This is a genomic window from Rhodococcus sp. Z13_19A (genome assembly GCF_058133575.1).
Genome location: NZ_JBYUNN010000002.1, coordinates 816,949 through 839,879, shown reverse-complemented (window position 1 = coordinate 839,879; position 22,931 = coordinate 816,949). Strand labels below are relative to the sequence as shown.

The 22,931-nt window shown below is 73.3% G+C and carries 24 protein-coding genes; 3 read left to right on the top strand and 21 right to left on the bottom strand.

The window, feature by feature from the left end:
* Window positions 1-2 precede the first annotated feature (2 nt).
* The 7 genes from hisB to nadA form a co-directional block, all read right to left on the bottom strand.
* Window positions 3-623 (bottom strand): imidazoleglycerol-phosphate dehydratase HisB, encoded by a 621-nt coding sequence (gene hisB, locus AC3YNX_RS10655; protein WP_127782558.1) that lies wholly within the window; start codon window positions 621-623, stop codon window positions 3-5.
* Window positions 620-1,765, bottom strand: coding sequence for a histidinol-phosphate transaminase (locus tag AC3YNX_RS10650; RefSeq protein WP_489995440.1), 1,146 nt, complete (start codon window positions 1,763-1,765; stop codon window positions 620-622). The genes hisB and AC3YNX_RS10650 overlap by 4 nt, the downstream gene beginning before the upstream one ends.
* A complete protein-coding gene (gene hisD, locus AC3YNX_RS10645; RefSeq protein WP_489984014.1) occupies window positions 1,762-3,108 on the bottom strand; it encodes a histidinol dehydrogenase in 1,347 nt (448 codons plus the stop codon). The genes AC3YNX_RS10650 and hisD overlap by 4 nt, the downstream gene beginning before the upstream one ends.
* A 138-nt stretch (window positions 3,109-3,246) precedes the next feature.
* Window positions 3,247-4,320: a YihY/virulence factor BrkB family protein gene (locus AC3YNX_RS10640; protein WP_489995439.1), complete on the bottom strand. Its 1,074-nt coding sequence runs from the start codon at window positions 4,318-4,320 to the stop codon at window positions 3,247-3,249.
* A 225-nt stretch (window positions 4,321-4,545) separates the two neighbouring features.
* Complete coding sequence (gene nadC / locus AC3YNX_RS10635; protein ID WP_489984012.1) at window positions 4,546-5,463, bottom strand: carboxylating nicotinate-nucleotide diphosphorylase; 918 nt, start codon at window positions 5,461-5,463, stop codon at window positions 4,546-4,548.
* Window positions 5,460-7,184: an L-aspartate oxidase gene (gene nadB / locus AC3YNX_RS10630; protein WP_489995438.1), complete on the bottom strand. Its 1,725-nt coding sequence runs from the start codon at window positions 7,182-7,184 to the stop codon at window positions 5,460-5,462. The genes nadC and nadB overlap by 4 nt, the downstream gene beginning before the upstream one ends.
* Complete coding sequence (gene nadA, locus AC3YNX_RS10625; RefSeq protein WP_489995437.1) at window positions 7,184-8,218, bottom strand: quinolinate synthase NadA; 1,035 nt, start codon at window positions 8,216-8,218, stop codon at window positions 7,184-7,186. The genes nadB and nadA overlap by 1 nt, the downstream gene beginning before the upstream one ends.
* A gap of 67 nt (window positions 8,219-8,285) precedes the next feature.
* Here nadA and AC3YNX_RS10620 point away from each other — a divergent pair, with 67 nt between their 5' ends.
* Complete coding sequence (locus tag AC3YNX_RS10620) at window positions 8,286-8,981, top strand: NUDIX hydrolase (protein ID WP_489995436.1); 696 nt, start codon at window positions 8,286-8,288, stop codon at window positions 8,979-8,981.
* A gap of 68 nt (window positions 8,982-9,049) precedes the next feature.
* The gene (locus tag AC3YNX_RS10615; RefSeq protein ID WP_489995435.1) at window positions 9,050-9,748 is read left to right on the top strand and encodes an LON peptidase substrate-binding domain-containing protein; all 699 of its coding nucleotides are present in this window, start codon (window positions 9,050-9,052) and stop codon (window positions 9,746-9,748) included.
* Here the strand turns inward: AC3YNX_RS10615 and AC3YNX_RS10610 are convergent.
* The 3 genes from AC3YNX_RS10610 to bioB are packed head-to-tail and all read right to left on the bottom strand — an operon-like array spanning window position 9,723 to window position 11,567.
* A complete protein-coding gene (locus tag AC3YNX_RS10610) occupies window positions 9,723-10,316 on the bottom strand; it encodes a DUF2567 domain-containing protein (RefSeq protein ID WP_489995434.1) in 594 nt (197 codons plus the stop codon). The genes AC3YNX_RS10615 and AC3YNX_RS10610 overlap by 26 nt on opposite strands.
* Before the next feature lie 16 nt (window positions 10,317-10,332).
* Entirely contained in the window at window positions 10,333-10,530 is a 198-nt protein-coding gene (gene bsaP, locus AC3YNX_RS10605) for a biotin synthase auxiliary protein BsaP (protein ID WP_489984097.1), read from the bottom strand.
* Window positions 10,531-10,538: 8 nt separating this feature from the next.
* Window positions 10,539-11,567, bottom strand: a complete 1,029-nt coding sequence (gene bioB / locus AC3YNX_RS10600) for a biotin synthase BioB (protein WP_127782547.1) — start codon at window positions 11,565-11,567, stop codon at window positions 10,539-10,541.
* A gap of 219 nt (window positions 11,568-11,786) precedes the next feature.
* Between bioB and AC3YNX_RS10595 the strand changes: the two genes are divergently transcribed.
* A complete protein-coding gene (locus AC3YNX_RS10595; RefSeq protein WP_489995433.1) occupies window positions 11,787-12,791 on the top strand; it encodes a GmrSD restriction endonuclease domain-containing protein in 1,005 nt (334 codons plus the stop codon).
* A 6-nt stretch (window positions 12,792-12,797) separates the two neighbouring features.
* On the opposite strand, the gene AC3YNX_RS10590 is transcribed toward AC3YNX_RS10595, so the two are convergent.
* The 11 genes from AC3YNX_RS10590 to AC3YNX_RS10540 all read right to left on the bottom strand — a co-directional run bounded on the left by AC3YNX_RS10590 (window position 12,798) and on the right by AC3YNX_RS10540 (window position 22,903).
* The gene (locus tag AC3YNX_RS10590) at window positions 12,798-13,658 is read right to left on the bottom strand and encodes a siderophore-interacting protein (protein WP_489995432.1); all 861 of its coding nucleotides are present in this window, start codon (window positions 13,656-13,658) and stop codon (window positions 12,798-12,800) included.
* Window positions 13,655-14,491 carry an ABC transporter ATP-binding protein gene (locus AC3YNX_RS10585; RefSeq protein ID WP_489984005.1) on the bottom strand — a complete coding sequence of 279 codons (837 nt, stop codon included), beginning with the start codon at window positions 14,489-14,491 and terminating at the stop codon, window positions 13,655-13,657. Before AC3YNX_RS10585 ends, AC3YNX_RS10590 begins: the two co-directional genes overlap by 4 nt.
* A gap of 14 nt (window positions 14,492-14,505) precedes the next feature.
* Entirely contained in the window at window positions 14,506-15,588 is a 1,083-nt protein-coding gene (locus AC3YNX_RS10580) for a FecCD family ABC transporter permease (RefSeq protein WP_489995431.1), read from the bottom strand.
* Entirely contained in the window at window positions 15,585-16,625 is a 1,041-nt protein-coding gene (locus AC3YNX_RS10575; RefSeq protein WP_489995430.1) for a FecCD family ABC transporter permease, read from the bottom strand. Before AC3YNX_RS10575 ends, AC3YNX_RS10580 begins: the two co-directional genes overlap by 4 nt.
* A gap of 2 nt (window positions 16,626-16,627) precedes the next feature.
* Complete coding sequence (gene fepB / locus AC3YNX_RS10570) at window positions 16,628-17,629, bottom strand: Fe2+-enterobactin ABC transporter substrate-binding protein (protein ID WP_489995429.1); 1,002 nt, start codon at window positions 17,627-17,629, stop codon at window positions 16,628-16,630.
* A gap of 181 nt (window positions 17,630-17,810) precedes the next feature.
* Complete coding sequence (locus AC3YNX_RS10565) at window positions 17,811-18,530, bottom strand: hypothetical protein (RefSeq protein WP_489995428.1); 720 nt, start codon at window positions 18,528-18,530, stop codon at window positions 17,811-17,813.
* A 13-nt stretch (window positions 18,531-18,543) separates the two neighbouring features.
* Entirely contained in the window at window positions 18,544-19,098 is a 555-nt protein-coding gene (locus AC3YNX_RS10560; RefSeq protein WP_127782541.1) for a TerD family protein, read from the bottom strand.
* Window positions 19,099-19,163: 65 nt separating this feature from the next.
* Window positions 19,164-19,661: a hypothetical protein gene (locus AC3YNX_RS10555; RefSeq protein ID WP_127782540.1), complete on the bottom strand. Its 498-nt coding sequence runs from the start codon at window positions 19,659-19,661 to the stop codon at window positions 19,164-19,166.
* 9 nt (window positions 19,662-19,670) lie between these two features.
* Entirely contained in the window at window positions 19,671-20,849 is a 1,179-nt protein-coding gene (locus AC3YNX_RS10550) for a toxic anion resistance protein (RefSeq protein ID WP_127782539.1), read from the bottom strand.
* A gap of 174 nt (window positions 20,850-21,023) precedes the next feature.
* Window positions 21,024-21,728 carry a dethiobiotin synthase gene (bioD, locus tag AC3YNX_RS10545; protein ID WP_489995427.1) on the bottom strand — a complete coding sequence of 235 codons (705 nt, stop codon included), beginning with the start codon at window positions 21,726-21,728 and terminating at the stop codon, window positions 21,024-21,026.
* On the bottom strand, window positions 21,725-22,903 hold the full coding sequence (locus AC3YNX_RS10540) for an 8-amino-7-oxononanoate synthase (protein ID WP_489995515.1): 1,179 nt from the start codon (window positions 22,901-22,903) through the stop codon (window positions 21,725-21,727). The genes bioD and AC3YNX_RS10540 overlap by 4 nt, the downstream gene beginning before the upstream one ends.
* Window positions 22,904-22,931 lie beyond the last annotated feature (28 nt).

Below are 22,931 nucleotides of genomic sequence, written 5' to 3'. Positions count from 1 at the left end.
CCTCACAGCGAGCCCTTGGTGGAGGGGACGCCGAGCACCCGGGGGTCGGGCTCCACGGCGGCGCGCAGCGCGCGGGCCACGGCCTTGAACTCGGCCTCGGTGATGTGGTGCGGGTCGCGGCCGTAGAGGGTGCGCACGTGCAGGTTGATGCGGGCGTGGAAGGCCAGCGACTCGAAGACGTGCCGGTTGATCACCGTGTTGTACGGCGCTCCCCCGTCGGCCCGCCCGGCGATGGTGGTGGTGAGCATCTGCTCCGGCTCACCGGTGTGCACGCAGTAGGGCCGGCCCGACACGTCCACCACGGCGTGCACGAGCGTCTCGTCCATCGGGATCCAGGCGTCACCGAAGCGGCGGATGCCGGCCTTGTCGCCGAGCGCCTGGCCCAGGGCCTGGCCCAGCACGATGGCGGTGTCCTCCACCGTGTGGTGCGCCTCGATGTCGGTGTCGCCGGAGGCGGCCACGGTGAGGTCGAAGCTGGCGTGGGTGCCCAGCGCGTTGAGCATGTGGTCGTAGAAGGGCACGCCCGTGCTGACGCTCACCTGACCGGTGCCGTCCAGGTTCAGCTCGACCACGATGCTCGACTCGCGGGTGGTGCGCTCCACTCGTGCGGTGCGGCCGGTCATGCGGGGGCTCCTTCGATGTCTGTGCGGACGAGATCAGCCGAGACCTGCAGGAACGCGTCGTTCTCCGCGCGCAGGCCGACCGTCGTACGAAGGTACCCGGGGATGCCGACGTCGCGGATCAGCACACCGCGGTCGAGGTAGTGCTGCCACGTGGCGCCGGCGTCGGTGAAGTGGCCGAAGAGCACGAAGTTGGCGTCGCTGGGCACCACCTGGAAGCCCTGCTCGCGCAGCGTCCGGCAGACCCGGTCACGCTCGGCGGACAGCTCGGCCACCGAGGCCAGGGTGTCGTCGGCGTGGCGCAGCGCGGCCCGAGCGGCCGTCTGGGTGAGCACCGACAGGTGGTACGGCAGGCGCACCAGCAGCATGGCGTCCACCAGGGCGGGGGCGGCCACCAGGTAGCCCAGCCGACCACCGGCGAAGGCGAAGGCCTTGCTCATGGTGCGGCTCACCACCACCTTGGTGGGGAACTCCGCGACCAGCTCCACGGCGCTGGGCGCGGGGGAGAACTCCGCGTAGGCCTCGTCCACCACCACGATGCCCGGCGCCACCGCCAGCAGCGTGCGCAGCTCGGCCAGGGTGGTGCTCTGCCCGGTGGGGTTGTTGGGGCTGGTGACGAACACGACGTCGGGCTGGTGGGTGCGCACGGCGTCCACCGCCGCGTCCAGGTCCAGGCCGAAGTCGGCGCCACGGGGCACCGACAGCCACGTGGTCTGGGTGCCCGCGGCCAGCAGCGGGTGCATCGAGTACGACGGCACGAAGCCCATGGCGGTGCGCCCGGGGCCACCGAAGGCCTGCAGCAGCTGCTGCAGCACCTCGTTGGAGCCGTTGGCCGCCCACACGTTGCGGACGTCGACGGCGACGCCGGTCTGCCGCGTGAGGTAGGCGGCCAGGTCGGTGCGCAGGGCCACCGCGTCACGGTCGGGGTAGCGGTGCAGCTCGGTGGCGGCCTCGCCCACCGCGGCGGTGAGGTCGGCGACCAGCGCAGCGCTGGGCGGGTGCGGGTTCTCGTTGGTGTTCAGCCGCACCGGCACGTCCAGCTGCGGCGCGCCGTAGGCACTGGCTCCGCGCAGCTCCGCGCGCAGGGGCAGGTCGTCGATGGTGATCGCCGACCCGGGCACCTGGCGCTCGTCGGGAGCGCTCACCGGGAGCGCTCGGGCGAGCCGAAGCGCACCTGCACGGCCGTGCCGTGCGCGGGCAGGTCCTCGGCGCCGGCCAGGGCCACCACGTGCCCGGCCACGTCGGCGAGGGCCTGCTCGGTGTACTCCACCACGTGGATGCCGCGCAGGAAGGTCTGCACGCTCAGTCCGGAGGAGTGCCGGGCGCAGCCGGCGGTGGGCAGCACGTGGTTGCTGCCGGCGCAGTAGTCGCCCAGGCTCACCGGCGACCACGGGCCGACGAACACCGCACCGGCGTTGCGCACCCCGGCGGCGACGTCGGCGGCGTCTGCGGTCTGGATCTCCAGGTGCTCGGCGGCGTAGGCGTTGACCACCCGCAGGCCCTCGGCCACCGAGGAGACCAGCACGATGCCGGACTGCTTGCCGGACAGGGCCGTGCGCACCCGCTCAGCGTGCTTGGTGGCGGCCACCTGCTCGGTGACCGCGGCGTCCACGGCGTCGGCCAGGTCCTCGCTGGTGGTGACCAGCACGCTGGCGGCCAGCACGTCGTGCTCGGCCTGGCTGATCAGGTCGGCCGCGACGTGCACGGCGTCCGCGGTCTCGTCGGCCAGGATCGCGATCTCGGTGGGCCCGGCCTCGGAGTCGATGCCCACCAGCCCGCGCAGCAGCCGCTTGGCCGCGGTGACGTAGATGTTGCCCGGACCGGTGATGAGGTCCACCGGCTCCAGCTCGGCCGGCTCACCGTCCACCGCGGTGGTGTCGGTGCCGCCGAGGGCGAGCAGCGCGATGGCTTGGGCGCCACCGGCGGCCCACACCTCCCGCACGCCCAGCAGCGCGCAGGCGGCCAGGATGGTGCCGTCGGGCAGACCCCCGTTGTCGGCCTGCGGCGGCGAGCACACCACCACCGAGCTGACCTCCGCGGCCTGCGCGGGCACCACGTTCATCACCACGCTGGAGGCGAGCACCGCGTTGCCGCCGGGCACGTACAGACCGACCCGGTCCACCGGCACCCAGCGCTCGGTGACCGTGCCGCCCTCGACCACCTGCGTGACGGTGTCGCGGCGACGCTGGTCGGCGTGCACCCGGCGGGCGCGGGCGATGGACTCCTCCAGCGCGGCGCGCACGGTGGGGTCGAGGTGCTCCAGGGCGCGGTCGAGCTCCTCGGCGGGCACCCGCACCGAGCGGGGGCGCACCTTGTCGAACTTCTCGCTCAGCTCGAGCACCGCCTCCACCCCGCGCTCGCGGACGGCGTCGACGATGGGGCGCACCGTGTGCAGCACCGCGTCCACGTCGACCTCGCCGCGCGGCAGGGCGGCGCGCAGCTCAGCAGTGGACGGGGTACGACCGCGCAGGTCGGTGCGGGCGAGCATGGTGAGCCTCCAGCGGAGTTCGACGACAGTTCACCAGGATAGGCCGCCTGGCCGGGCCGCCGGACGACTGAGTCCCCCGACTCGGTGTCCTCCGGCTCTGGCCCGGCCAGGTGGCCGCCCCGTGGTGGGACTGGTTCGTCAGGACTCGCGGATCTGCTTGGCCTGCGCCACCGCTGCCTTGTCCTCGTCGTCGAGCTTGCGGGTGTCGCGCGGCTCGGCGAAGGGCTGCACGTCCTCGGGCAGGCCGTCGGCGATGGCCCGGCCGTGCTCGAGCTCGGCGTTGACCTCGGCGCCGAGCAGGATGGCCACGTTGCTCAGCCACAGCCAGACCAAGAAGATGATCACGCCCGCGAGCGCGCCGTAGGTCTTGTCGTAGGAGGAGAAGTTGGTGACGTAGACGGCGAACAGGCCGGAGATGATCACCCAGACCACCACCGCGAGCAGGCCACCGGGGCTGACCCACTTGATCCCGCCCTGCTTGGCGTTGGGCGAGGCCCAGAACAGGATGGCCAGCAGCACCGAGATCAGCACCAGCAGCACGGGCCACTTGGCGATGTTCCACACCAGCACGGCGGTGTCGCCGACGCCGACGACGTCACCGATCTGCTTGGCCACCGGTCCGCTCACCACCACGATCACCGCGCTGAGCACCAGGATCAGCACCGCCACGATGGTCACGCCCACCCGGATGGGGGTGGTCTTCCAGATCGGCCGGCCCTCGCCGATGCCGTAGATCACGTTGGAGGCGCGCATGAAGGCCGCCACGTAGCCCGAGGCGGACCACAGGGCGACCACCAGGCCGATGATCGCGCTCAGGCTGGCGCTGCTCTTGTTGGCCTGCGCCTGGTCGATGAGGGTGCGCACGAAGTCGGCGCTGGAGCCGGGAGCGATCTGCTGCACCTGGTCCATCAGGTCCTGGGTGGTCGTCGGACCCAGCAGACCGAGGATGGAGACGAGCACGATCATGCCCGGCACGATCGCCAGCACCGCGTAGTAGGTGAGCCCTGCGGCGAGGTCGGTGAGGTTGTCCTTCTGGAACTGCTTGCCCGCCCGCTTCACCACCGCCATCTTGGACTTGCCGGACAAGTCACCAGGGCCCTGCGGGTTGTTGGCGTCCAGGTCGGGCCGGGCGCCACCGGTGGGCCCACGGTTCTCCACCGCGGCACCGGAGCGGGCGGGACGCTGGGCGTCCTCGCTGTGGCTGGGACTCATGTCTTCTCCATCGCAAGGTCAGGGCCATGTGCTGGGCCCGGTCTGGTCGGAAAGCAGCCGCGCCGCGGGCGGCCGAGCGGGACTCGGCGCCAGCCGCGTCGACCGCAGCAGTCGGAGAGGTGCTCCGCTGAGGTGGCCAAAGGTAGCGCGTGGCGATCAGCCCCGCCCCGTGAACCCGCGCGTGGCCCGGGTCTGCGGCACGGGCCTGCGGCACGGGTCTGCGGCTCAGCTCAGGTCCAGGCCCAGGTCGAGCACGGTGACGGAGTGGGTGAGCGCACCGACGGCGACGTAGTCCACCCCGGTGGCGGCGTAGTCGGCGGCCACGGCCAGGGACAGCCCGCCCGAGGACTCCAGCAGCGTGGCCGGGGCGACAGCGTCGCGGCGCCGGACCGCCTCCGCGGTGTCGGCCACGTCGAAGTTGTCCAGCAGCACCAGCTCGGCGCCCTCGGCCAGCACCTCGTCCAGCTGGTGCAGCGAGTCCACCTCCACCTCGCACGGCAGCTGGGGCGCGGCCGTCCGCACCGCCCGCAGCGCGGCCACCACCGAGCCGGCTGCCACCACGTGGTTGTCCTTGACCAGGGCGGCATCGCCCAGCCCGAGCCGGTGGTTCACCCCGCCGCCGGCGCGGACGGCGTACTTCTGCAGCAGCCGCAGCCCGGGCAGCGTCTTGCGGGTGTCGCGGACGCGGCAGCCGGTGCCCGCCGTGGCCGCCACCCAGGCGTCGGTGGCGGTGGCCACGCCGGACAGGTGGCACACCAGGTTCAGCATCGTCCGCTCCGCGGTGAGCAGGCCGGCGGTGGTGGCCTCGACGGTGAGCACGGCCGAGCCGGGCTGCAGGCGAGCGCCGTCGTCGCTGCGCTGCAGCACCCGGTAGCCGTCCGCGCCGAGGACGGTGTCCAGCACCGCCAGCGCCACCCCGGTGCCGGCCAGCACCCCGGACTGCCGGCTCACCACTGCGCCGGTGGCCACCGCGTCAGCGCCCACCGTGGCCGTGGTGGTGACGTCCGGGCCGTAACGCAGGTCCTCCCCCAGCGCGGTGGCGACCACGCGGCGCACGTCGTCGACGTCCAGGCCCTGCCTGGTCAGCAGGGTGGTGGTGGCCGGCGCCAGGTCGTGCAGGGCGGGGGTGGGCAGGACGGTCATGCCAGGGCTCCTGTGCGGTGGGTGGGGTGGTCCTGGGGCACCACCGTGGGGCGGCCGGTCTCCCGGTCGAGCACGACCAGGCTGGGCAGAGCCGCCGAGCCGGTGCTGCCCGGAGAGTCGGTGCTGCCCGGAGAGTCGGTCCGCACGTGGCAGCCCCGGCTCTCGGTGCGCCAGGTGGCGGCAGCGACCAGGGCCCCGGCGACGGTGGTGAGGGTGGCGTCCTCGCGGGCCCGCTGGTCGAGCGGGTAGGCCAGCGGTGCCGCCGTGAGCGCGTCGGCGACGGTGCCCAGCCCGGTGGCGTCGCGGCCGATGCCGGCGTGCGCGCTCATCAGGTGCTGCAGCCGGGTGCGGTCGAGCACCGGCGCAGGTGTCGGCGGCAGCACCGGGGCAGCCTCCACCCGGCCAGCGGCGACCACCCGCTCGGCCGCGGCCGCCGCCACCCGCTCGGCCACCACCAGGCCCTCGAGCAGGCTGTTGGACGCCAGCCGGTTGGCACCGTGCAGCCCGGTGCGGGCCACCTCGCCGGCGGCGTAGAGGCCCTCGACGCCGGTGCGGCCGTGCACGTCGGTCCGCACTCCGCCGCAGGAGTAGTGGGCGGCCGGAGCCACCGGGATCGGCGCGCGGGCGGGGTCGATGCCCACCGCCGCGCAGGCCGCGTGCACGGTGGGGAAGCGGGTGCGCAGGTCGGGCACCGCGCGGGCGTCCAGCCACACGTGCTCGGCCCCGGTGCGGGCCAGCACGGCGGTGATCGCCCCGGCCACCACGTCGCGGGGGGCGAGGTCGCCCAGCGGGTGCACCCCGGCGGTCACCGAAGCGCCGTCGGGGCCCACCAGGCGTGCACCCTCGCCGCGCACCGCCTCGGTGACCAGCGGTCGCTGTCCAGTGGCGGCGGCGGTGAACAGCACCGTGGGGTGGAACTGCACCAGCTCCAGGTCGCTGACCACCGCCCCGGCGGCCAGGGCCAGGGCGATGCCGTCACCGGTGGCCACGGTCGGGTTGGTGGTGACCGCGTAGAGGTGGCCGAGCCCGCCGGTGGCCAGCACCACCGCCGGCGCGTGCAGCACCCCGAGGGCCCCGCCGGCGTCGGTGACCGCGAGGCCGTGCACGGACCCGTCGCGGCCGAGCAGCACCCGGGTGGCGTGGTGGTGCTCGAGCACCGCCGGCCCGGGCAGGCTCTGCTGCGCCGCGCCGCCGAGCGCGCGCTGCACCTCGGCGCCGGTGGCGTCACCACCGGCGTGCACCACCCGGCGGAAGCGGTGCCCGCCCTCGCGGGTGCGCGCCACTCTGCCGTCAGGCGCCCGGTCGAACACCGCGCCCCGCTGCACCAGGCGGCGCACCGCACCGGCGCCAGCACCGACCACCGAGCGCACCGCGGCCTCGTCGCACAACCCCGCGCCGGCAGCCAGGGTGTCGGCCACGTGGGCCTCCACCGTGTCCCCGTCCGCCGTGTCCCCGTCCGCCGTGTCCCCGTCCGCCGTGTCCCCGCCGGCCGTGTCCCCGCCCACCGTGGTCCCGGCACCCGCCGTCGCGGCACCGTCGACCACCGCGATCCCGCCCTGTGCCCAGGCGGTGGCCGAGTCGTGCAGGCCAGCCTTGCTCACCACCAGCACCCGCAGCCCCCGCTCGTGGGCGGTGAGCGCGGCGGTGAGCCCGGCGACGCCGCTGCCGACCACGACGACGTCGGCGTGCGCCTCCCAGCCGCTCGTGCCGGCGGGGCTCACTACTCGCCGCCGCCGGGCTGGCCGATGGCGATCATCCGGCGCACCGCACCGCTGGCCCGCCGGGCGGTCTCCGCATCGACGTGCACCTCGTCGGCACCCTCCACCAGGCACCGCAGCAGCGCGGCCGGGGTGATCATCTTCATGTACCGGCAGGACGCCTTCTCGTTCACCGCGCGGAAGTCCACGCCCGGCGCGGCCTGGCGCAGCTGGTGCAGCATCCCCACCTCGGTGGCCACCAGCACCTCGCGAGTTCCCCCGGGGGCCAGGGCGCGGGCGGAGTCGAGCATCCCGCCGGTGGAGAGGATCTTCACCCGGTCGGCGGGCACCGCACCCTCCCCGGCCAGGTAGAGCGCCGAGGTGGCACACCCGCACTCCGGGTGGATGTAGAGCTCGGCGTCGGGGTGGGCCGCGGCCTGCGCCGCCAGCTCGTCGCCGTTGATGCCGGCGTGCACGTGGCACTCCCCCGCCCACACCAGGACGTTGTCGCGCCCGGTCACCCGCCGCACGTGCGCGCCGAGGAACTGGTCGGGCAGGAAGAGCACCTCCTGCTCGGCCGGGATCGACTCCACCACCTCGACCGCGTTGGAGGAGGTGCAGCAGATGTCGGTGAGCGCCTTCACCTCGGCGGTCGTGTTCACGTACGACACCACCACCGCACCGGGGTGCTCGGCCTTCCACTCCGCCAGCTGGGTGGCGTCGATGGAGTCCGCCAGCGAGCAGCCCGCGCGCTCGTCGGGGATGAGCACCGTCTTGTGCGGGGCCAGGATCTTCGCCGTCTCGGCCATGAAGTGCACGCCGCAGAACACGATGGTGTCGGCCTCGGACTCCGCGGCGATGCGCGAGAGCGCCAGCGAGTCGCCGACGTGGTCGGCGACGTCCTGGATGGCCGGGAGCTGGTAGTTGTGCGCCAGCAGCACCGCGTTGCGCTCGGCCAGCAGCGCGCGCACCTGCTGGGTCCAGGCGCCGTCGGGCTCCACGCCCACGTAGCCGGCGTCGGTGCGCTGGTAGGGGGTGGCTGCAGCTGTGGTCGTCATCGCCGATCTCCTCGTCCGCCCGGGGCCGGCTGGACGCCCACCCAGTTTTCGACTTACGATCGAAAACATGGTTGATGATAGCAGCAGCAACGAGGTGCTCGTCACAGTGCTGCAGGTTCGCCTCGGCGCCAACGGACTTGAGCTCGCCGTCCTGCTGTGGCAGCGCGCCCAGGAGCCGGAGGCCGGCCGCTGGGCGCTGCCCGGCGGGCGGTTGCGGCCGGACGAGGACGTGGAGGCGTCCGCGCGGCGCCAGCTGGCCGAGAAGGTGGACGTCCGGGACGTGGCGCACCTGGAGCAGCTCGCCGTCTTCAGCGACCCGCACCGGGTGCCCGGTCGGCGCACCGTGGCGTCCACCTTCCTGGGGCTGGTCCCGCTGCCTGCCGATCCGCAGCTGCCGCCGGACACCCACTGGCACCCCGTGCACGCGCTGCCGGAGATGAGCTTCGACCACGGCACCGTGGTGCAGCGCGCGTGCGCCCGGCTGGCCGGCAAGCTTTCCTACACCAACATCGCCTTCGCGCTGGCCCCCGCGGAGTTCACGCTGTCCACGCTGCGAGACCTCTACGGCGCCGCGCTGGGCTACCCGGTGGATGTGACCAATCTCAAACGAGTGCTCGCGCGCCGTGGTGTCATTTCCCCCACGGGCGCCACCTCAGCCTCCGGCCGGGCGGGCGGCAGGCCTGCTGCTCACTTCCGGTTCACCGACAACCGACTACGTGTCACCGATGCTTTCGCCGCGCTGCGACCACCCGGCCACCCCTAGCGCGCCGGATCGTTGCCCGCCCGCATGGTGACCGTGCGCAACCGACGGAGCCGACGTAACGTAGCGGCGTGCCCGAAACGCTGCCGTTGTTCCCGCTGGGGACCGTGCTGCTCCCGGGGGCCTTGCTGCCCCTGCACATCTTTGAGCCGCGGTACCGCCAGCTCGTCACCGACCTCGTGACCGGCGCCGTGCCGGACCGCACCTTCGGGGTGGTGGCCGTCCGACCAGGCTGGAACATCGCCGACGGGGTGGCCGAGGCCGTCTACGAGGTTGGCTGCACCGCCGAGCTGCAGGACGCCCAGCGGCTGCAGGACGGCGGCTTCGACGTCATCACCCGAGGCATGCGTCGCTTCCGGCTGCTGGCCATCGACCCCACCGCAGCGCCGTACCTGACGGCGACGGTGGATTGGCTGCCCGACCTGCCCACCGAGCGCGAGCCGCGCCAGGAGCTGACCAGCGCGTCCTCGGTGCGGGCACTCGCCACCCAGGCTCGCGGCGCCCACCAGCGGTACTGCTCGCTGGCCTGGCAGCGCGACGACTGGCGCTCACCCAGGAAGGACGTGGACCCGGCGATCCTCTCGCACGTGCTTGCCTCGGACTGCCTGCTCCCGCTGGAGGACCGGCAGAGCCTGCTGGAGCAGCGCTGCGCGGCGCTGCGGCTGCAGATGATCCGGCGCCTGGTGGCCCGGGAGGCGGAGTTCCTGCAGCGCTTGAGCGCGGTGCCGGCGACGCCGGAGCTCGCTAGCGCTCCGCTGAGCCTGAACTGAACCCAGCCGGTCCCTCGTGCCGGGAACCGGCCCCGCTCGCCCCCACGGTGGAGTGCCCCTGCGGCTCGGCCTGCCGGGCAGGACCTGCACCCAGGTTGTCGTCGCCGCTGAAGGCCACCGCGGTGGTGTAGGCGAAGGCGGCGCCCAGCGGCTGAGCCACCAACACCATCCAGGTGCCCAGCGTGGGCGGCAGGGCCAGGATCGAGCCCACCGCCGCGGCTGCCGGACCCTCCGGCACCGCGAGCAGGCCCACCGACCGGGCGACCAGCGCGCTCAGCGCGGAGCCGAGCACCACCAGCAGCAGCACCGTCGCTCCCCGCCGGGTGCGCCACACCCAGGCCGCCGCCCCGGTGACCAGTCCGGCGCCCAGCCCCATCAGGGCGAACAGCGCGACGTCGTCGAACAGGTGGTAGCTCTCGGTCGGCAGCTCGGCCACCGAGCCGTCGCGCAGCACCAGGGCGAGCGTGCTCGGCGCCAGCACCGCCCAGAGCCAGCCCAGGATCGCCCCGAGCACCACCAGGGCCGCCAGCACCGTCCCGCCGGCACGGACGTCCCGCCGGAGGTTCACCGCCGCGCCCGCACGCTCACCGCTGCCCGAGCTCCACGGAGTCGGTGATGCCGTGCCGGCTGCAGCGCGCCCACCAGCCGTCCGGGCGCACCTGGACGACCATGCGCCGAGCACAGATGCCGCAGAACCGCGGCGGCTCGAGCTGCAGCAGGGCCTCGCACCGCGGGTGCGGGCCGTCCTGCTCCCCGCAGGCACCGCAGAACTTCGGCGTCAGCACCGCGCTCACAGCGTGTCGTTGAGGGCCTTGATCGGCATCTGCAGCTCGCCGAGCAGGTCGAGGTCGGTCTCCGCCGGACGCCCCAGGGTGGTGAGGTAGTTGCCCACGATGACGGCGTTGATGCCGCCGAGAATGCCCTGGCGCGCACCCAGGTCGCCGAGGGTGATCTCGCGGCCGCCGGCGAAGCGCAGCACCGTGCGGGGCAGGGCCAGCCGGAAGGCGGCGATGGCGCGCAGCGCGTCCTGCGCGGGCAGCACCTCGAGGTCGCCGAAGGGGGTGCCGGGGCGCGGGTTGAGGAAGTTCAGCGGAACCTCGTCGGGCTCCAGCGCCGCCAGGTCGGTGGCGAACTCGGCGCGCTGCTCCAGGGTCTCCCCCATGCCGAGGATGCCGCCGCAGCAGACCTCCATGCCGGCCTCGCGCACCATCCGCAGGGTCTCCGAGCGCTCCTCCCAGGTGTGCGTGGTGACCACCTTGGGGAAGTGTGACCGGGAGGTCTCCAGGTTGTGGTTGTAGCGGTGCACGCCCATCGCGGCCAGCTGGTCGACCTGCTCCTGGGTGAGCATGCCCAGCGAGCAGGCGATCTGGATGTCCACCTCGGAGCGGATGGCCTCGATGCCCGCGGAGACCTGCGCCATCAGCCGCTCGTCGGGACCGCGGACGGCGGCGACGATGCAGAACTCGGTGGCACCGGTCTTGGCGGTCTGCTTGGCCGCCTCCACCAGGTTGGGGATGTCCAGCCAGGCCGAGCGCACCGGGGAGGTGAACAGCCCGGACTGGGAGCAGAAGTGGCAGTCCTCGGGGCAGCCGCCGGTCTTGAGGCTGATGATGCCCTCGACCTCCACCTCGGGCCCGCACCAGCGCATGCGCACGTCGTGGGCCAGCGAGAGCAGCTCGTCGAGCTTGTCGTCGGGCAGCTGCAGGACGGCGAGCACCTGCTCCTGGTTCAGCGCCTCGCCACGCTCGAGCACCTGCTCGCGCGCAATGGCGAGAATGTCGGCGGACAGGATGTCGGTGTGCTCAGCTACTGCGGTCACCCTGGAACTCCTCTCGCGGCCACCCCACCGGGCTCGACCGCTTGGCACGTCTGACGCCGCCTAGTGTGCCTCAGGCCAGGCGGGACCCGTGCATCCGGAGGGGGCAAGCGCGCCAGCCGGTTCCCGCCGCGGCCGTGTCGGCGGCGCCAGGCATCATGTCTGGCTGTGACCCCGCCCTTCTTGCGCCGCAGCACTCGACGTCGATCAACCCTCGTGGCGGTGGCGCTGGTCGGCGCTGCGGCGCTGAGCGGCTGCTCGGCCGACACCGGCGCACCCACCGCGCAGACCGGCCCCGCTGGAGCCAGCCCGACAGCACCCGGCTCGACTGCACCTGGATCGGCGGTGCCGGCTCCGGGCACCCCCGACCCCGCGGCCGACGGTGCGGCCGCAGCACCAGGTGCCCCGGCTGCGAGCGGCACGGCCCTCGCCGCGCTGGCGACGCTGCCGGTGAAGGGACGCGCACCCAAGACCGGCTACAGCCGGGACGAGTTCGGCGCGGCGTGGGCCGACGTGGACCGCAACGGCTGCGACACCCGCAACGACGTCCTGGCCCGCGACCTCACGGCCACCTCGGCGCGACCGGGCACCCGCGAGTGCGTGGTGCTCACCGGCGTGCTGCAGGACCCGTACTCGGGCAAGCAGATCTCCTTCACCCGCGGGGAGACCACGTCCGCGGCCATCCAGATCGACCACGTGGTGGCGCTCTCGGACGCCTGGCAGAAGGGCGCCCAGCAGCTCGACCGCACCCGGCGCACCGCGCTGGCCAACGACCCGCTGAACCTGCTGGCCGTGGACGGGCCGCTGAACAACCAGAAGTCCGACTCCGACGCCGCCTCCTGGCTGCCGCCCAACAGGGCCTACCGCTGCGCCTACGTCGCCCGCCAGGTGGCGGTGAAGACCACCTACGCCCTGTGGGTCACCCAGGCCGAGCGGGACGCGATCGCCGGGGTGCTGCAGGAGTGCCCGGCCGAGCCGCTGCCGACCGGTGGCGCCCCGGCGGCCGTGGCCCAGCAGGAGGCACCCCGGCAAGAGGCCCCCCAGCCGCCGGCCGCGCCGGCCCCTGCCCCGCAGGCCCCCACCGAGCAGGCTCCCGGCAGCCAGGCCACCGCGCCGTTCGCCAGCTGCGCCGCCGCCCGGGCTGCCGGCGCGGCCCCGGTGCACCGCGGTGAGCCGGGGTACTCCAGCAAGATCGACCGGGACGGGGACGGCGTCGGCTGCGAGTAGCCCCGGCTAGTGCGCGTGGGAGTGCTGGTGCACCTCGGCCGGCTGGTCCACCGTCAGTTCGTCGTCCACGCGGTCGTGGTCGGTGGTCCTGGCGTAGGTCACCTCGTCCCAGCCCTTGTGCCAGTACCCGATGACCAGCTGGCGCCTGCGGTCGAAGCCCTTGTCCTTCAGGTGCTTGCGGGCGGCCAGCGCCAGCTGGGACTCCCCCGACACCCACACCCGCACGTCCTCGGCACCCACCGGCAGCTCCACCTCGCGCAGCGCGTCGATGAGCAGCGTGGTGGAGCCGGGGGCCGCGCCGTTGCGGTAGAGCCACCGCACGTCCAGCCCGGCCGGTGCCTGCAGGTCCTGGCGCTCGGCCTCGTCGGCCACCTCCACCAGCACCACCCCGCGCTGGTCGACGGGCCGCCTGGCGATGATCGCGGCCATCGCCGGCAGCGCCGCCTCGTCGCCGACCAGCAGGATCCACGACGCCCGGCCGATGGTCAGCCCACCGCCGCCCAGCACGCCCAGGACGTCCCCGGGCTGGGCCCGCTCGGCCCACGCCGCGGCCAGGCCCGCCGCACCATCACCGTCACCGTGGCCGTGCCGGACGAAGTCCACGTCCATCTCCCCGGCAGCACGGTCGGCGCGGCGCACGGTGTAGGTGCGCACCCGGGCGCGCTGGCTGCCCTGGAACTGGTAGCCGTTCGCCCACACCGGCAGGTCCAGCGGGGCGTCGCCGTCGGGGAAGAACAGCTTGACGTTGGGCTCGCAGTCGCCGCTGAGATAGGTGCGCACCCCCTCGCCGGCGAAGGTCACCCGGCGCATCCTGGGGGTGACGGTGCTGACGGCGGTGACGACGACCTCGACGGGGAGCGTGCTCATGCGGGTTCCTCCAGGGGGATGACCATGGGCTTGCCGGTGACGGGGTCGGGCATGACCAGCGCGCCCAGCCCGAACACCTCCCGCACCAGCTCGGGGGTGACCACCTCGGTGGGTGCGCCGGTGGCGACCACCCGGCCGTCCTTCATGGCGATCAGGTGGTCGGCGTAGCGGAACGCCATGTTCAGGTCGTGCAGCACCGCCACCAGCGTGTAACCACCGCTGGCGTGCAGCGAGCGGCAGAGGTTGAGCACCTCCAGCTGGTGGGAGAGGTCGAGGTAGGTGGTGGGCTCGTCCAGCAGCAGGATCGGCGTCTGCTGGGCCAGCACCAGCGCCAGCCACACCCGTTGCCGCTGGCCGCCGGAGAGCTCGTCCACCGGGCGGTCGGCCAGGTCGAGCAGGTCGGTCACCCGCATCGCCTCGGTGACCGCCGCCTCGTCCTCCGGCGACCACTGCCGCAGCAGGCTCTGGTGCGGGAAGCGCCCACGGCTGACCAGGTCGGCCACCGCGATGCCGTGCGGGGCCACCGACGACTGCGGCAGCAGGCCGAGCCGGCGGGCCACCTCCCGGGAGGAGTACTCGGTGATGAGCCTGCCGTCCAGCACCACGCTGCCCTCGGTGGGCTTGAGCAACCGGGACAGTGCCCGCAGCAGGGTGGACTTGCCGCAGGCGTTGGGGCCGATGATCGCGGTGAACGAGCCGGTCGGGACGTCCACGTCCAGGCCCTGCGAGATCTGCCTGCCCTCGTAGCCGAGGGTCAGCCGCTCGCCGCCCAGGATCGTCGGGGCGAGCGCCCGCTCGGTAGGGCCGGACAGGGTCTTGGCGGGGCCGGACATGGCCCTCCTCTCGGTCATACCTGCCTGGAGCGGGTGAGCAGGTACAGCAGGTAGCTGCCCCCCAGGAAGCCGGTCATCAGCCCGACCGGCATGGACGCGTTCAGCGGCAGGTACAGGGTGAGCAGGTCGGCGACGACCACCAGCACCGCACCCATCAGGGCGGCGAGGGCCAGCGGCGCCCCGTCGGCCCGCGTCAGCCGCCGCACCAGCTGGGGCGCGGCCAGCGCCACGAACGCGAGCGGACCGGCGGCGGCGGTGGCCAGGGCGGTCATGCCCACCGCGGCGACCATGAGCACCAGCCGGGTGCGCTCCACCCGGATGCCGAGCTGGCGGGCGAGGTCGTCGCCCATCTCCATCACGTTGAGGTTGCGCCCCAGCGCCAGCACCACCGGCAGCAGCAGCACGAACCCCACCAGCACCGGCATGGCGTGCGTCCAGCTGCGCACGTTCAGCGACCCGCTCAGCCACAGCTGGGCGGAGACGGCCTGGTCGATCTGCCCCTTGGCCAGCAGCAGGTTGTTCACCGCGGCCAGCACTGCGCCCACGCCGATGCCGATGAGCACCAGCCGGTACCCCCCGGTGACGCCACCCTTGAGCGACAGCAGGTACACCGCCGCCGCGGTGAGCAGCCCGCCCCCCACGGCAGCCGCCGCGGTGGCGGTGGGACCGGCGTTGAACAGGATGATCTGGGCGACGGCGCCGGTGGCCGAGCCGGTGGTGAAGCCGATGATGTCGGGCGAGCCCAGCGCGTTGCCGGAGATGGACTGGAACACCGAGCCGGCCACGCCCAGGCAGCAGCCCACGAAGATCCCGGTGACCAGCCGGGGCAGCCGGATGTCCACCACGATCATCCGGGTGGCCGAGCTGTCGGCCCGGCCCAGCAGGGCGGCGACGACCTCCGTCCAGCTCAGCTGCATGGCGCCGGTGCCGAGCACCACCACCCCCATCGCGGCAGCGAGCACCGCCAGCACCAGGCCGACGACGACCACCCGCGGGTGCCAGCGAACCGAGAGCGGACCCACCCGCAGCAGCCGGCCCGTCAGCCGCACCGGGGTGACGGGGGCGCCCGGCAGCGGAGCGGTGATGGTCGGCGTCACAGCGTCGCCATCTTCCTGCGCCGCACCAGCACGACGAAGAACGGACCGCCGATGATCGCGGTCATCACACCCGCACCGATCTCGCCGGGATAGATGACCACCCGGCCGACCACGTCGGCGAGCAGCATGAGGAGGGCCCCCAGCAGCATCGCGTAGGGCAGCAGCCAGGTGTGCACCGGGCCGACCAGCAGGCGCGCGACGTGCGGCGCGGCCAGGCCGACGAAGGCGATGGGGCCGGCGGCCGCGGTGGCGGCGCCGGAGAGCAGCAGCACGGCCACGGCGGCGAGGATCCAGGTGCGGCGCTGGGAGATGCCCAGCGCCGTGCTGAGGTCCGAGCCCAGGGCGACCGAGTCCAGCGAGCGGGACAGGGCGAAGGCGATGACGAAGCCCACCGCGCAGACCACCGCCACCACCGGGAGCACCTCCCAGCCGCGGCCCTGCAGGGAGCCGGTGTTCCAGTTGCGGTAGGCGTCGTAGGTCGTCTCGTCGCTGTTGATGAGCACCATGTTGGTCAGGGCCAGCAGCACGAAGCCGATCCCGGCCCCGGCGAGCACCAGGCGCACCGGGTTGGTGCCCACGTCGTGGGCGCGCCCCAGCACGTACACCGCAACCCCGGCGAGCCCCGCACCGAGGAAGCCCAGCCACACGTAGCCCATGATCGTGGTGATGCCCAGCGCGGAGATGCCGATGGCCACCGCGGCCGCGGCACCGGCGTTGATGCCCAGGATCCCGGGCTCGGCCAGCGGGTTGCGGGTCAGCGCCTGCATGATCGTGCCGGCCAGGCCGAGCGCGGCGCCAACCACGAGGGCCAGCAGCGTGCGCGGCACCCGCAGGTCCACCACCAGCAGGTGCAGGTCGTTGGTGGGGTCGTGGCTGAACAGCGCCTGCAGCGTGGTGCCCAGGGGAATGCCCCGCGAGCCCACGGCCAGGCTGAGCAGCGACAGCACCAGCAGCACCAAAACCCCGACCGCGAGGCCGGTGCGACGCAGCGTGCTGCGGGACGCACCGGCCTCGACGGTCGACTTCAGAGTGCTCACTGCTAGCTGGCGAACTGGGTCTTCACCAGGTCGACCAGCTGCTTGGCGCTGTAGTAGTCGAGACGGAAGGAGTTGCCCATCGGGTGGACGGCGCCACTCTTGACCGCGGCGAGGTTGGCCAGCACCGGGGTGGACTTGAACTGCTTCACGGTCTCGTCGGTGCCCGACATCAGCATGACGGTGTCCCCGGTGACGGCCTTGGACAGGTTCTCCAGGGTCACCCAGGCGACGTCGTCCCGCTTCTGCTCGCTGGTGTCCAGCCCGTCGGGCGCCTGCACCACGGTGAAGCCGAGCGCGGTGTAGAGCTTGGCGTGGGTGCCGGTGGTCTTGGCCACCGCGCTGTCCTTGGCGCCGTTGAAGGCCACGATGCTGGTGGTGCCGGTCGGGGCCTTGATCTTCGTGGCAGCGTCGGCGACGTAGGCGTTGAACTCGTCGGTCACCTTCTTGGCGCTCTCCTCCTGGCCGGTGGCCGCGCCCAGCTGGGTGGCCAGGTCCTGCCAGGTCTTGTCGCCGTAGTTCACGACCACGGTGGGGGCGATCGCGCTGAGCTCCTTGTACTGCGGCAGCACGCTGTCGGCGCCGCTGGTGGAGACCACGATCAGGTCCGGCTTGGCCGCGATGACCGACTCGATGTCCAGCGCCAGGTTCGGGTACAGCACCGTGACGCCGCGCTCGTCGGCCACGCTGGCCCACTGGGTGAAGAAGCCCTTGCCGTCGGTGGTGGGGCCGGGCTTGGTGGCCGCGCTCGCGGTGACCGGGGCGCCGATGGCCAGCAGGGTGCCGGTGACGCTCACCGACGTGGAGACGATGTTCTTGGGCTTGGCCGGGATGGTGGTCTCCCCCGCCTCGTGCGTGACCGTGCGGGGCCAGGTCCCGTCGGAGGAGGACGACGCCTCGTTGGCCGTCCCCGAGCTGGGGCTGTCGCTGCTGCTGCAGCCGACCAGCAGGACGGCCGCGGCCGCCAGCAGGGCCACCAACGAGAGTGGCTTGGATCGGAAGGTCACGGAGGCTCTCCTGTCGCGGTAGGACACGGCATCTGCCGGCGCGCCGAACTTAGCCTAGGCTAACTTAAGTAGCAAGCCCCAGAAGTGTCGTGCCCCTGTGGTTCCCGCGATCACCCGACGGCGGTACCGGCCGTCCCGTTCGGACAGTCACCACCCGATATCCCCGGGTAGCCTCGCCCCGTCAGCCGGCCCGGGGCGCCAGGGGTGGCACCCACGTCGCGGCGAAGCCGTAGGCCTTGGCCGCGGCCGCCACGTCCGGAAAGCCGAAGCCCTCCCGACGCACCACCAGCTCACCACCCACCTGGTACATCGCCAGCGTGGCCACGGTGGGCACGTGCGTCTCGTGCACCGACTCCACGGTGGCCTCGTCGTAGAGGGAGAGCACCGTGGTGGTGGTCGCGGCGGCAGGGTCGAGGCCGTCCACCACCAGCAGCAGCCGGCGCAGCTGGTGCACGTGGCGCAGCCCCACCAGCACCGTGCCGCGGCGCAGCTCCACCAGCGGGCGGCGACCGTGCTCGGGACTCACCCGCACGCCACTGGCCTCCGAGACCACGCCCGAGGTGCCGTCGACCAGCTCCCATACCGCGCACAACCGGCCCTGCGGCACCAGGTCCACCGCCAGCGAGCCGATGGCGCTCTGCCGGCGGTCCAGCACCACCATCGCCGCATCCGGGGTGAGCACCGTGCGACCCCGGGCGCGCTCGGCCAGCCGCACCGGCGGCTCGGCGGCAGCGGGTCGGCCCAGCTGCGCGGCGGGGGCCGGCGGACCGTGGCTCAGCGAGAGGGAGCCGGCGTCGGGGCGGGCCGGAGCCTGGGCGGCCGGCTGGGCGGCCTGGCCGGGGTGCGGTCGGCGGCGCAGGAAGGCGAGGTCGGGGCGGGGACGGGTGCGGTCGACGGCCACGGCAGCGCCCGCCTCAGATCCGCACGTCGAAGTCGTCCGCCACGCCCTTGAGCCCGGTGGAGTAGCCCTGCCCGATGGCGCGGATCTTCCAGCCACCACGGTGGCGGTACAGCTCGGCGAAGACCATCGCGGTGATCTCGATGCCCGAGCCCTCCTCGATGTCGTAGCGCACCAGCTCCGCCCCGCTGCGGTCGCTGACCCGGATGTAGGCGCTGCGCACGGCACCGAAGTTGCCGGGCTGGCGCAGGTCGGGGTCGGCGTAGACGACGAACACGATCTTGGCGACGTCGGCAGGCACGTTGGCCAGGTCCACCTCGATCTGCTCGACGTCGCCCTCGACGTAGGTCACCGCCCCGTCCGGGGACACCAGCTGGTTGAAGAACACCAGGTGCTCGTCCGACAGCGCAGTGCCGGACTCGCCGCACAGGATGGCTGAGGGCACCAGCTCCACCGCCGGGCCGCGGCTCTGGACCACGTCCCAGCCGAAGCCCACCACCACGGTGCCCAGCGTCGGGATCAGGTCACTGATGGAGGTGTTGCTCCCCCGGATCAGCTTGACCGGCGCCATCCTCACCCCTTCTCGTCGTGCAGCTGTCGAACTGTGGTCGGTATCCGGAAGCGCCGTGCCGTGCCCTACAGCTCCAGGTCGGAGCGGGTGAACTTGCTGCTCAGGAAGCGGCCCTGCACCTCGAGCTGCTGGGCGTCGTGGGCGTACACCGCCTGGGCGAGGTCACGAATGGCCTGCTCCAGCATCCTCATCTGCTCCAGCAGGTCGTCACCCGGGGTGCGCCCGTCGGGTCGAACCTGCTTGGCGTACTGCGGGTTCAGCGAGAGGTAGGCGTTGATGGTGGTGGGCAGGTAGTCGGTGACCATCGACTCGACGGCGATCTCCTCGTCCATCGTGGGCGGGTTGTGCCGCAGGTGCTCGACGAGCGGGATGAGCACGTCCTCGATGCGCCCCAGCTCGGGCAGCGCCGCCACCGGCAGCACCGCCCCGGCCCCCCGCGCAGTCCAGCTCACCTTGCGCAGCTCGGCCCGCATCCGGTCCGGGAAGGGCTTGGACACAGGCGTCGGCTCGGGCTCCGACGGGGCGTGCTCGTCGGAGCCTCGGCCGAACAGCGAGCGCCACATGTGCCGGCGCTACCGCGGGGTGGGCGAGCTGGCCCGCTCCAGGTACGGCCGGGCCTTGACCAGCTGACCCTCCAGCGCGGTCACCGTCTGCTGCATGCTGCCCACGGCCTCCGCGCGGAAGGTGTCCACCGCGTCCATGGTGGCGAAGACGTCGTCGAAGGCCTGCTGCAGCTTGGCCACGTCGATGCTCGACGACGCCGCCTGGTTCTGGATGTCGGTGGAGTTCTGCTTCAGCATCGCCGCGTTGTTGGCGATCACGTTGCTGGTCACCGTGTTCAGCGCGGTGATCTGGGACAGCACCAGGCGCTGGTTGGTGAGTGCCTCGGCCACGATCACCGCGGTGCGCAGCGCGGACAGGGTGGTGGTGCGCGCCCGCTCCACGCCCTTGATCAGCTCCACGTTGTTCTTCTTCACCATGTCCATGGCCAGGTAGCCCTGGGCGGCCACGGCCAGCTGGGTGAGCACGTCCTGGTGGCGCTGCACCACGGCGAACTGCACCTCGGACTTGAACGCGGTGGCCTTGGACGGGTCGGTGGACTCCAGCTCGTCGGCGCGGCGGCCGACGGCGTCGGAGAGCATGTTCAGCAGGTGGGCGTACTCGGTGAGGTCGCCCATCAGCTTCCAGAGGTTGGCCCGCTCCTGCTCGATGGCCGCGTTGTCCTTGCGCAGCTCGTCCTGCCCGGCCGAGAGCGACTTGGTGATGGCGTCGAGCTGGGACTGGGCGCTGCGGTACTTGTCGAAGTACTTGTCGATGCGCTTGCCCGCGGGGATGAAGCCGAGGATCTTCTTGGTGGGCGTGAGGTCGGCCTGGTTGGGGGTGAGCTCCTCCACCGCGCGGCGCAGGTCGGCGAGGGTCTTGCCCACCTTGGCCTGCGGCGCGGAGCTGCTCTTGCCCTCGGTGCCCGCCAGCGCCGAGGACGGGCGCTCGAGCATCCGGTTGGAGACGTTGGCCGAGGCGCGCAGCTCCTCCGCGCCCACCCGGCTGATCTCGTCCACCTTGGCGGCGAGCTCCGGGCTGTTGGGAGCGAGCGAGTCGAGGTCCTTGACGTAGGCGTCGGCCATCTTCTGCAGCTCGCCCACGCGGGCCTCGGGGATGGGCAGCATCCCCTCGGCCTGCTCGACCTCGACCACCGGGACGGCGGCGGGCGGGGTCAGGCTGAGACTCTTCGAGGCTGCGGGTCCTGTCATGTTCCTGTCTCTTTTCTGCTCGCGTGCCCTGCTCCGACAGCGACTGGCTCCGGGGACGCCCGCCTCTGCGCGCGCGCCAAGTCTGCCCCTGACCCTAGATGCTCCGCACCCGACAGTGGTGGCGCGCAAGGCAAAAATGCCGCAATCAGGACACCGATCTGGACGAGCCCCCGGTCAGGCTCGGTCCCGGCGCCAGGTGCCCCCGAGCTCGGGAACCAGCGCCGCACGGGCGAGCTCGGCGAACGCCGCCGGGTGCAGTCCCCCGCTCCCCTCCGGAAGCAGGCCCAGCAGCGGCGCACCGGCCGCCACCGGCAGGTCGTCGACGTTGCACCGCTCGGCGAGGTCGGGCTCGCGAGGCCAGCTGCCCACCAGCACCCCCAGGCACCGAAGGTCCCGCGCGGCCAGCGCTTCCGCAGTGAGCGCCGCGGCGTTGAGGGTGCCCAGCCCCGCGGCAGCCACCACCAGCACCGGCACGTCCGGGCCGAGCAGCGCCGTCAGGTCGGCCAGCGTGTTGCCCGCGCCGTCCAGGCGCACCAGCAGCCCGCCGGCGCCCTCCACCAGCACCAGGTCGTGGGTCTGCGCCAGCTCCTGCACCGCCGCGGCCACCACGGCCAGGTCCGGGGCGGCCATCCCGGCGCGGCGGGCAGCGGTGTCCGGCGCCAGTGGCTCCGGGTAGCGGTAGAGCTCGGCGGTGTGCACCGCGGGCACCAGCGCGTGCACCACGTCCACGTCGCCGGGCTCGCCGGGGGCGAGGCCGGTCTGAGCGGGCTTGACCACCGCCACCGTCCGGCCCTGCGCGACCGCAGCCGCCGCCACCGCCGCGGTGGCGATGGTCTTGCCGACGTCGGTACCGGTGCCGCTGACCACCACCACGCTCATGCCGGCACCACCGAGGTGAGCACCTGGTCGAGGACGCTGCGCACCAGGTCCACGTCGTCCTCGCTCAGGGTGGCCCGGGCGGTCAGGCGCAGCCGGCTGGTGCCGGCGGGCACCGACGGCGGGCGGAAGCAGCCCACGTGCAGGCCCAGCTCGCGGCAGCGCTGGGCGGCGGCGTAGGCCACTGCGGGCTCGCCCAGGACCACCGACACCACGGCGGAGGTGGGCACCGGCACACCGGCGGCGGCGGCCAGCTGCCCGGCGCGCACCATCACCCGCGCGGCCCGCTCGGGCTCGGCACGCAGCACGGCCAGGGCCGCGGCGGCCGCGCCCACCGCGGCGGGGTTGAGGCCGGTGTCGAAGATGAACGTGCGGGCGTTGTCGATCAGGTGCGCCACCACCGGCGCGGCGCCGAGCACGGCGCCGCCCTGGCTGCCCAGCGACTTCGACAGCGTCATGGTGAGCACCACGTCGGGCTCGCCGGCCACGCCCTGCTCCGCGGCCAGCCCGCGGCCACCCTCGCCGCGCACGCCGATCCCGTGCGCCTCGTCCACCACCAGCACCGCCCGGTGCTCGCGGCACACCGCGTGCAGCTCGCGCAGCGGCGCCAGGTCGCCGTCGACGCTGGAGACCGAGTCGCACACCACGATCGCCCGCTCCTCGGTGCGGGCGGCCAGCGCGGCGCGAACCTGCTCGACGTCGTTGTGGGCGGTCACCTGCACCCGGGCGCGGGAGAGCCGGCAGGCGTCCACCAGCGAGGCGTGGCTGCCGGCGTCGGAGACCACCAGCGTGCCGGGCCCGCTCAGCGCGGTGACCGCAGCCAGGTTGGCGGTGTAGCCGGAGGAGAAGACCAGCCCCGCCTCGGTGCCGGTGAAGGCGGCGAGGTCGTCCTCGAGGTCGTGGTGGGCGCGGGTGGAGCCGGTGACCAGCCGCGAGCCGGTGGAGCCGGCACCCCAGGTGCGCAGCGCCGCCTCGGCGCCGGCGACCACCCGGGGGTCGCGGGACAGGCCCAGGTAGTCGTTGGAGGCCAGGTCCAGCAGCGCGTTGTCGGCCTCGCGGGGACGCAGCTCACGGCGCACCCCGGCGGCGCGCCGGGCCTGCTCGTGCCCGGCCAGCCAGTGCAGCGACTCGGGCAGGTCAGACGAGGGTTCGGGCTGGTGGGACGGTGACTCGGGCAGCTCCACGGGCAGCCAGACTACGGCGGCG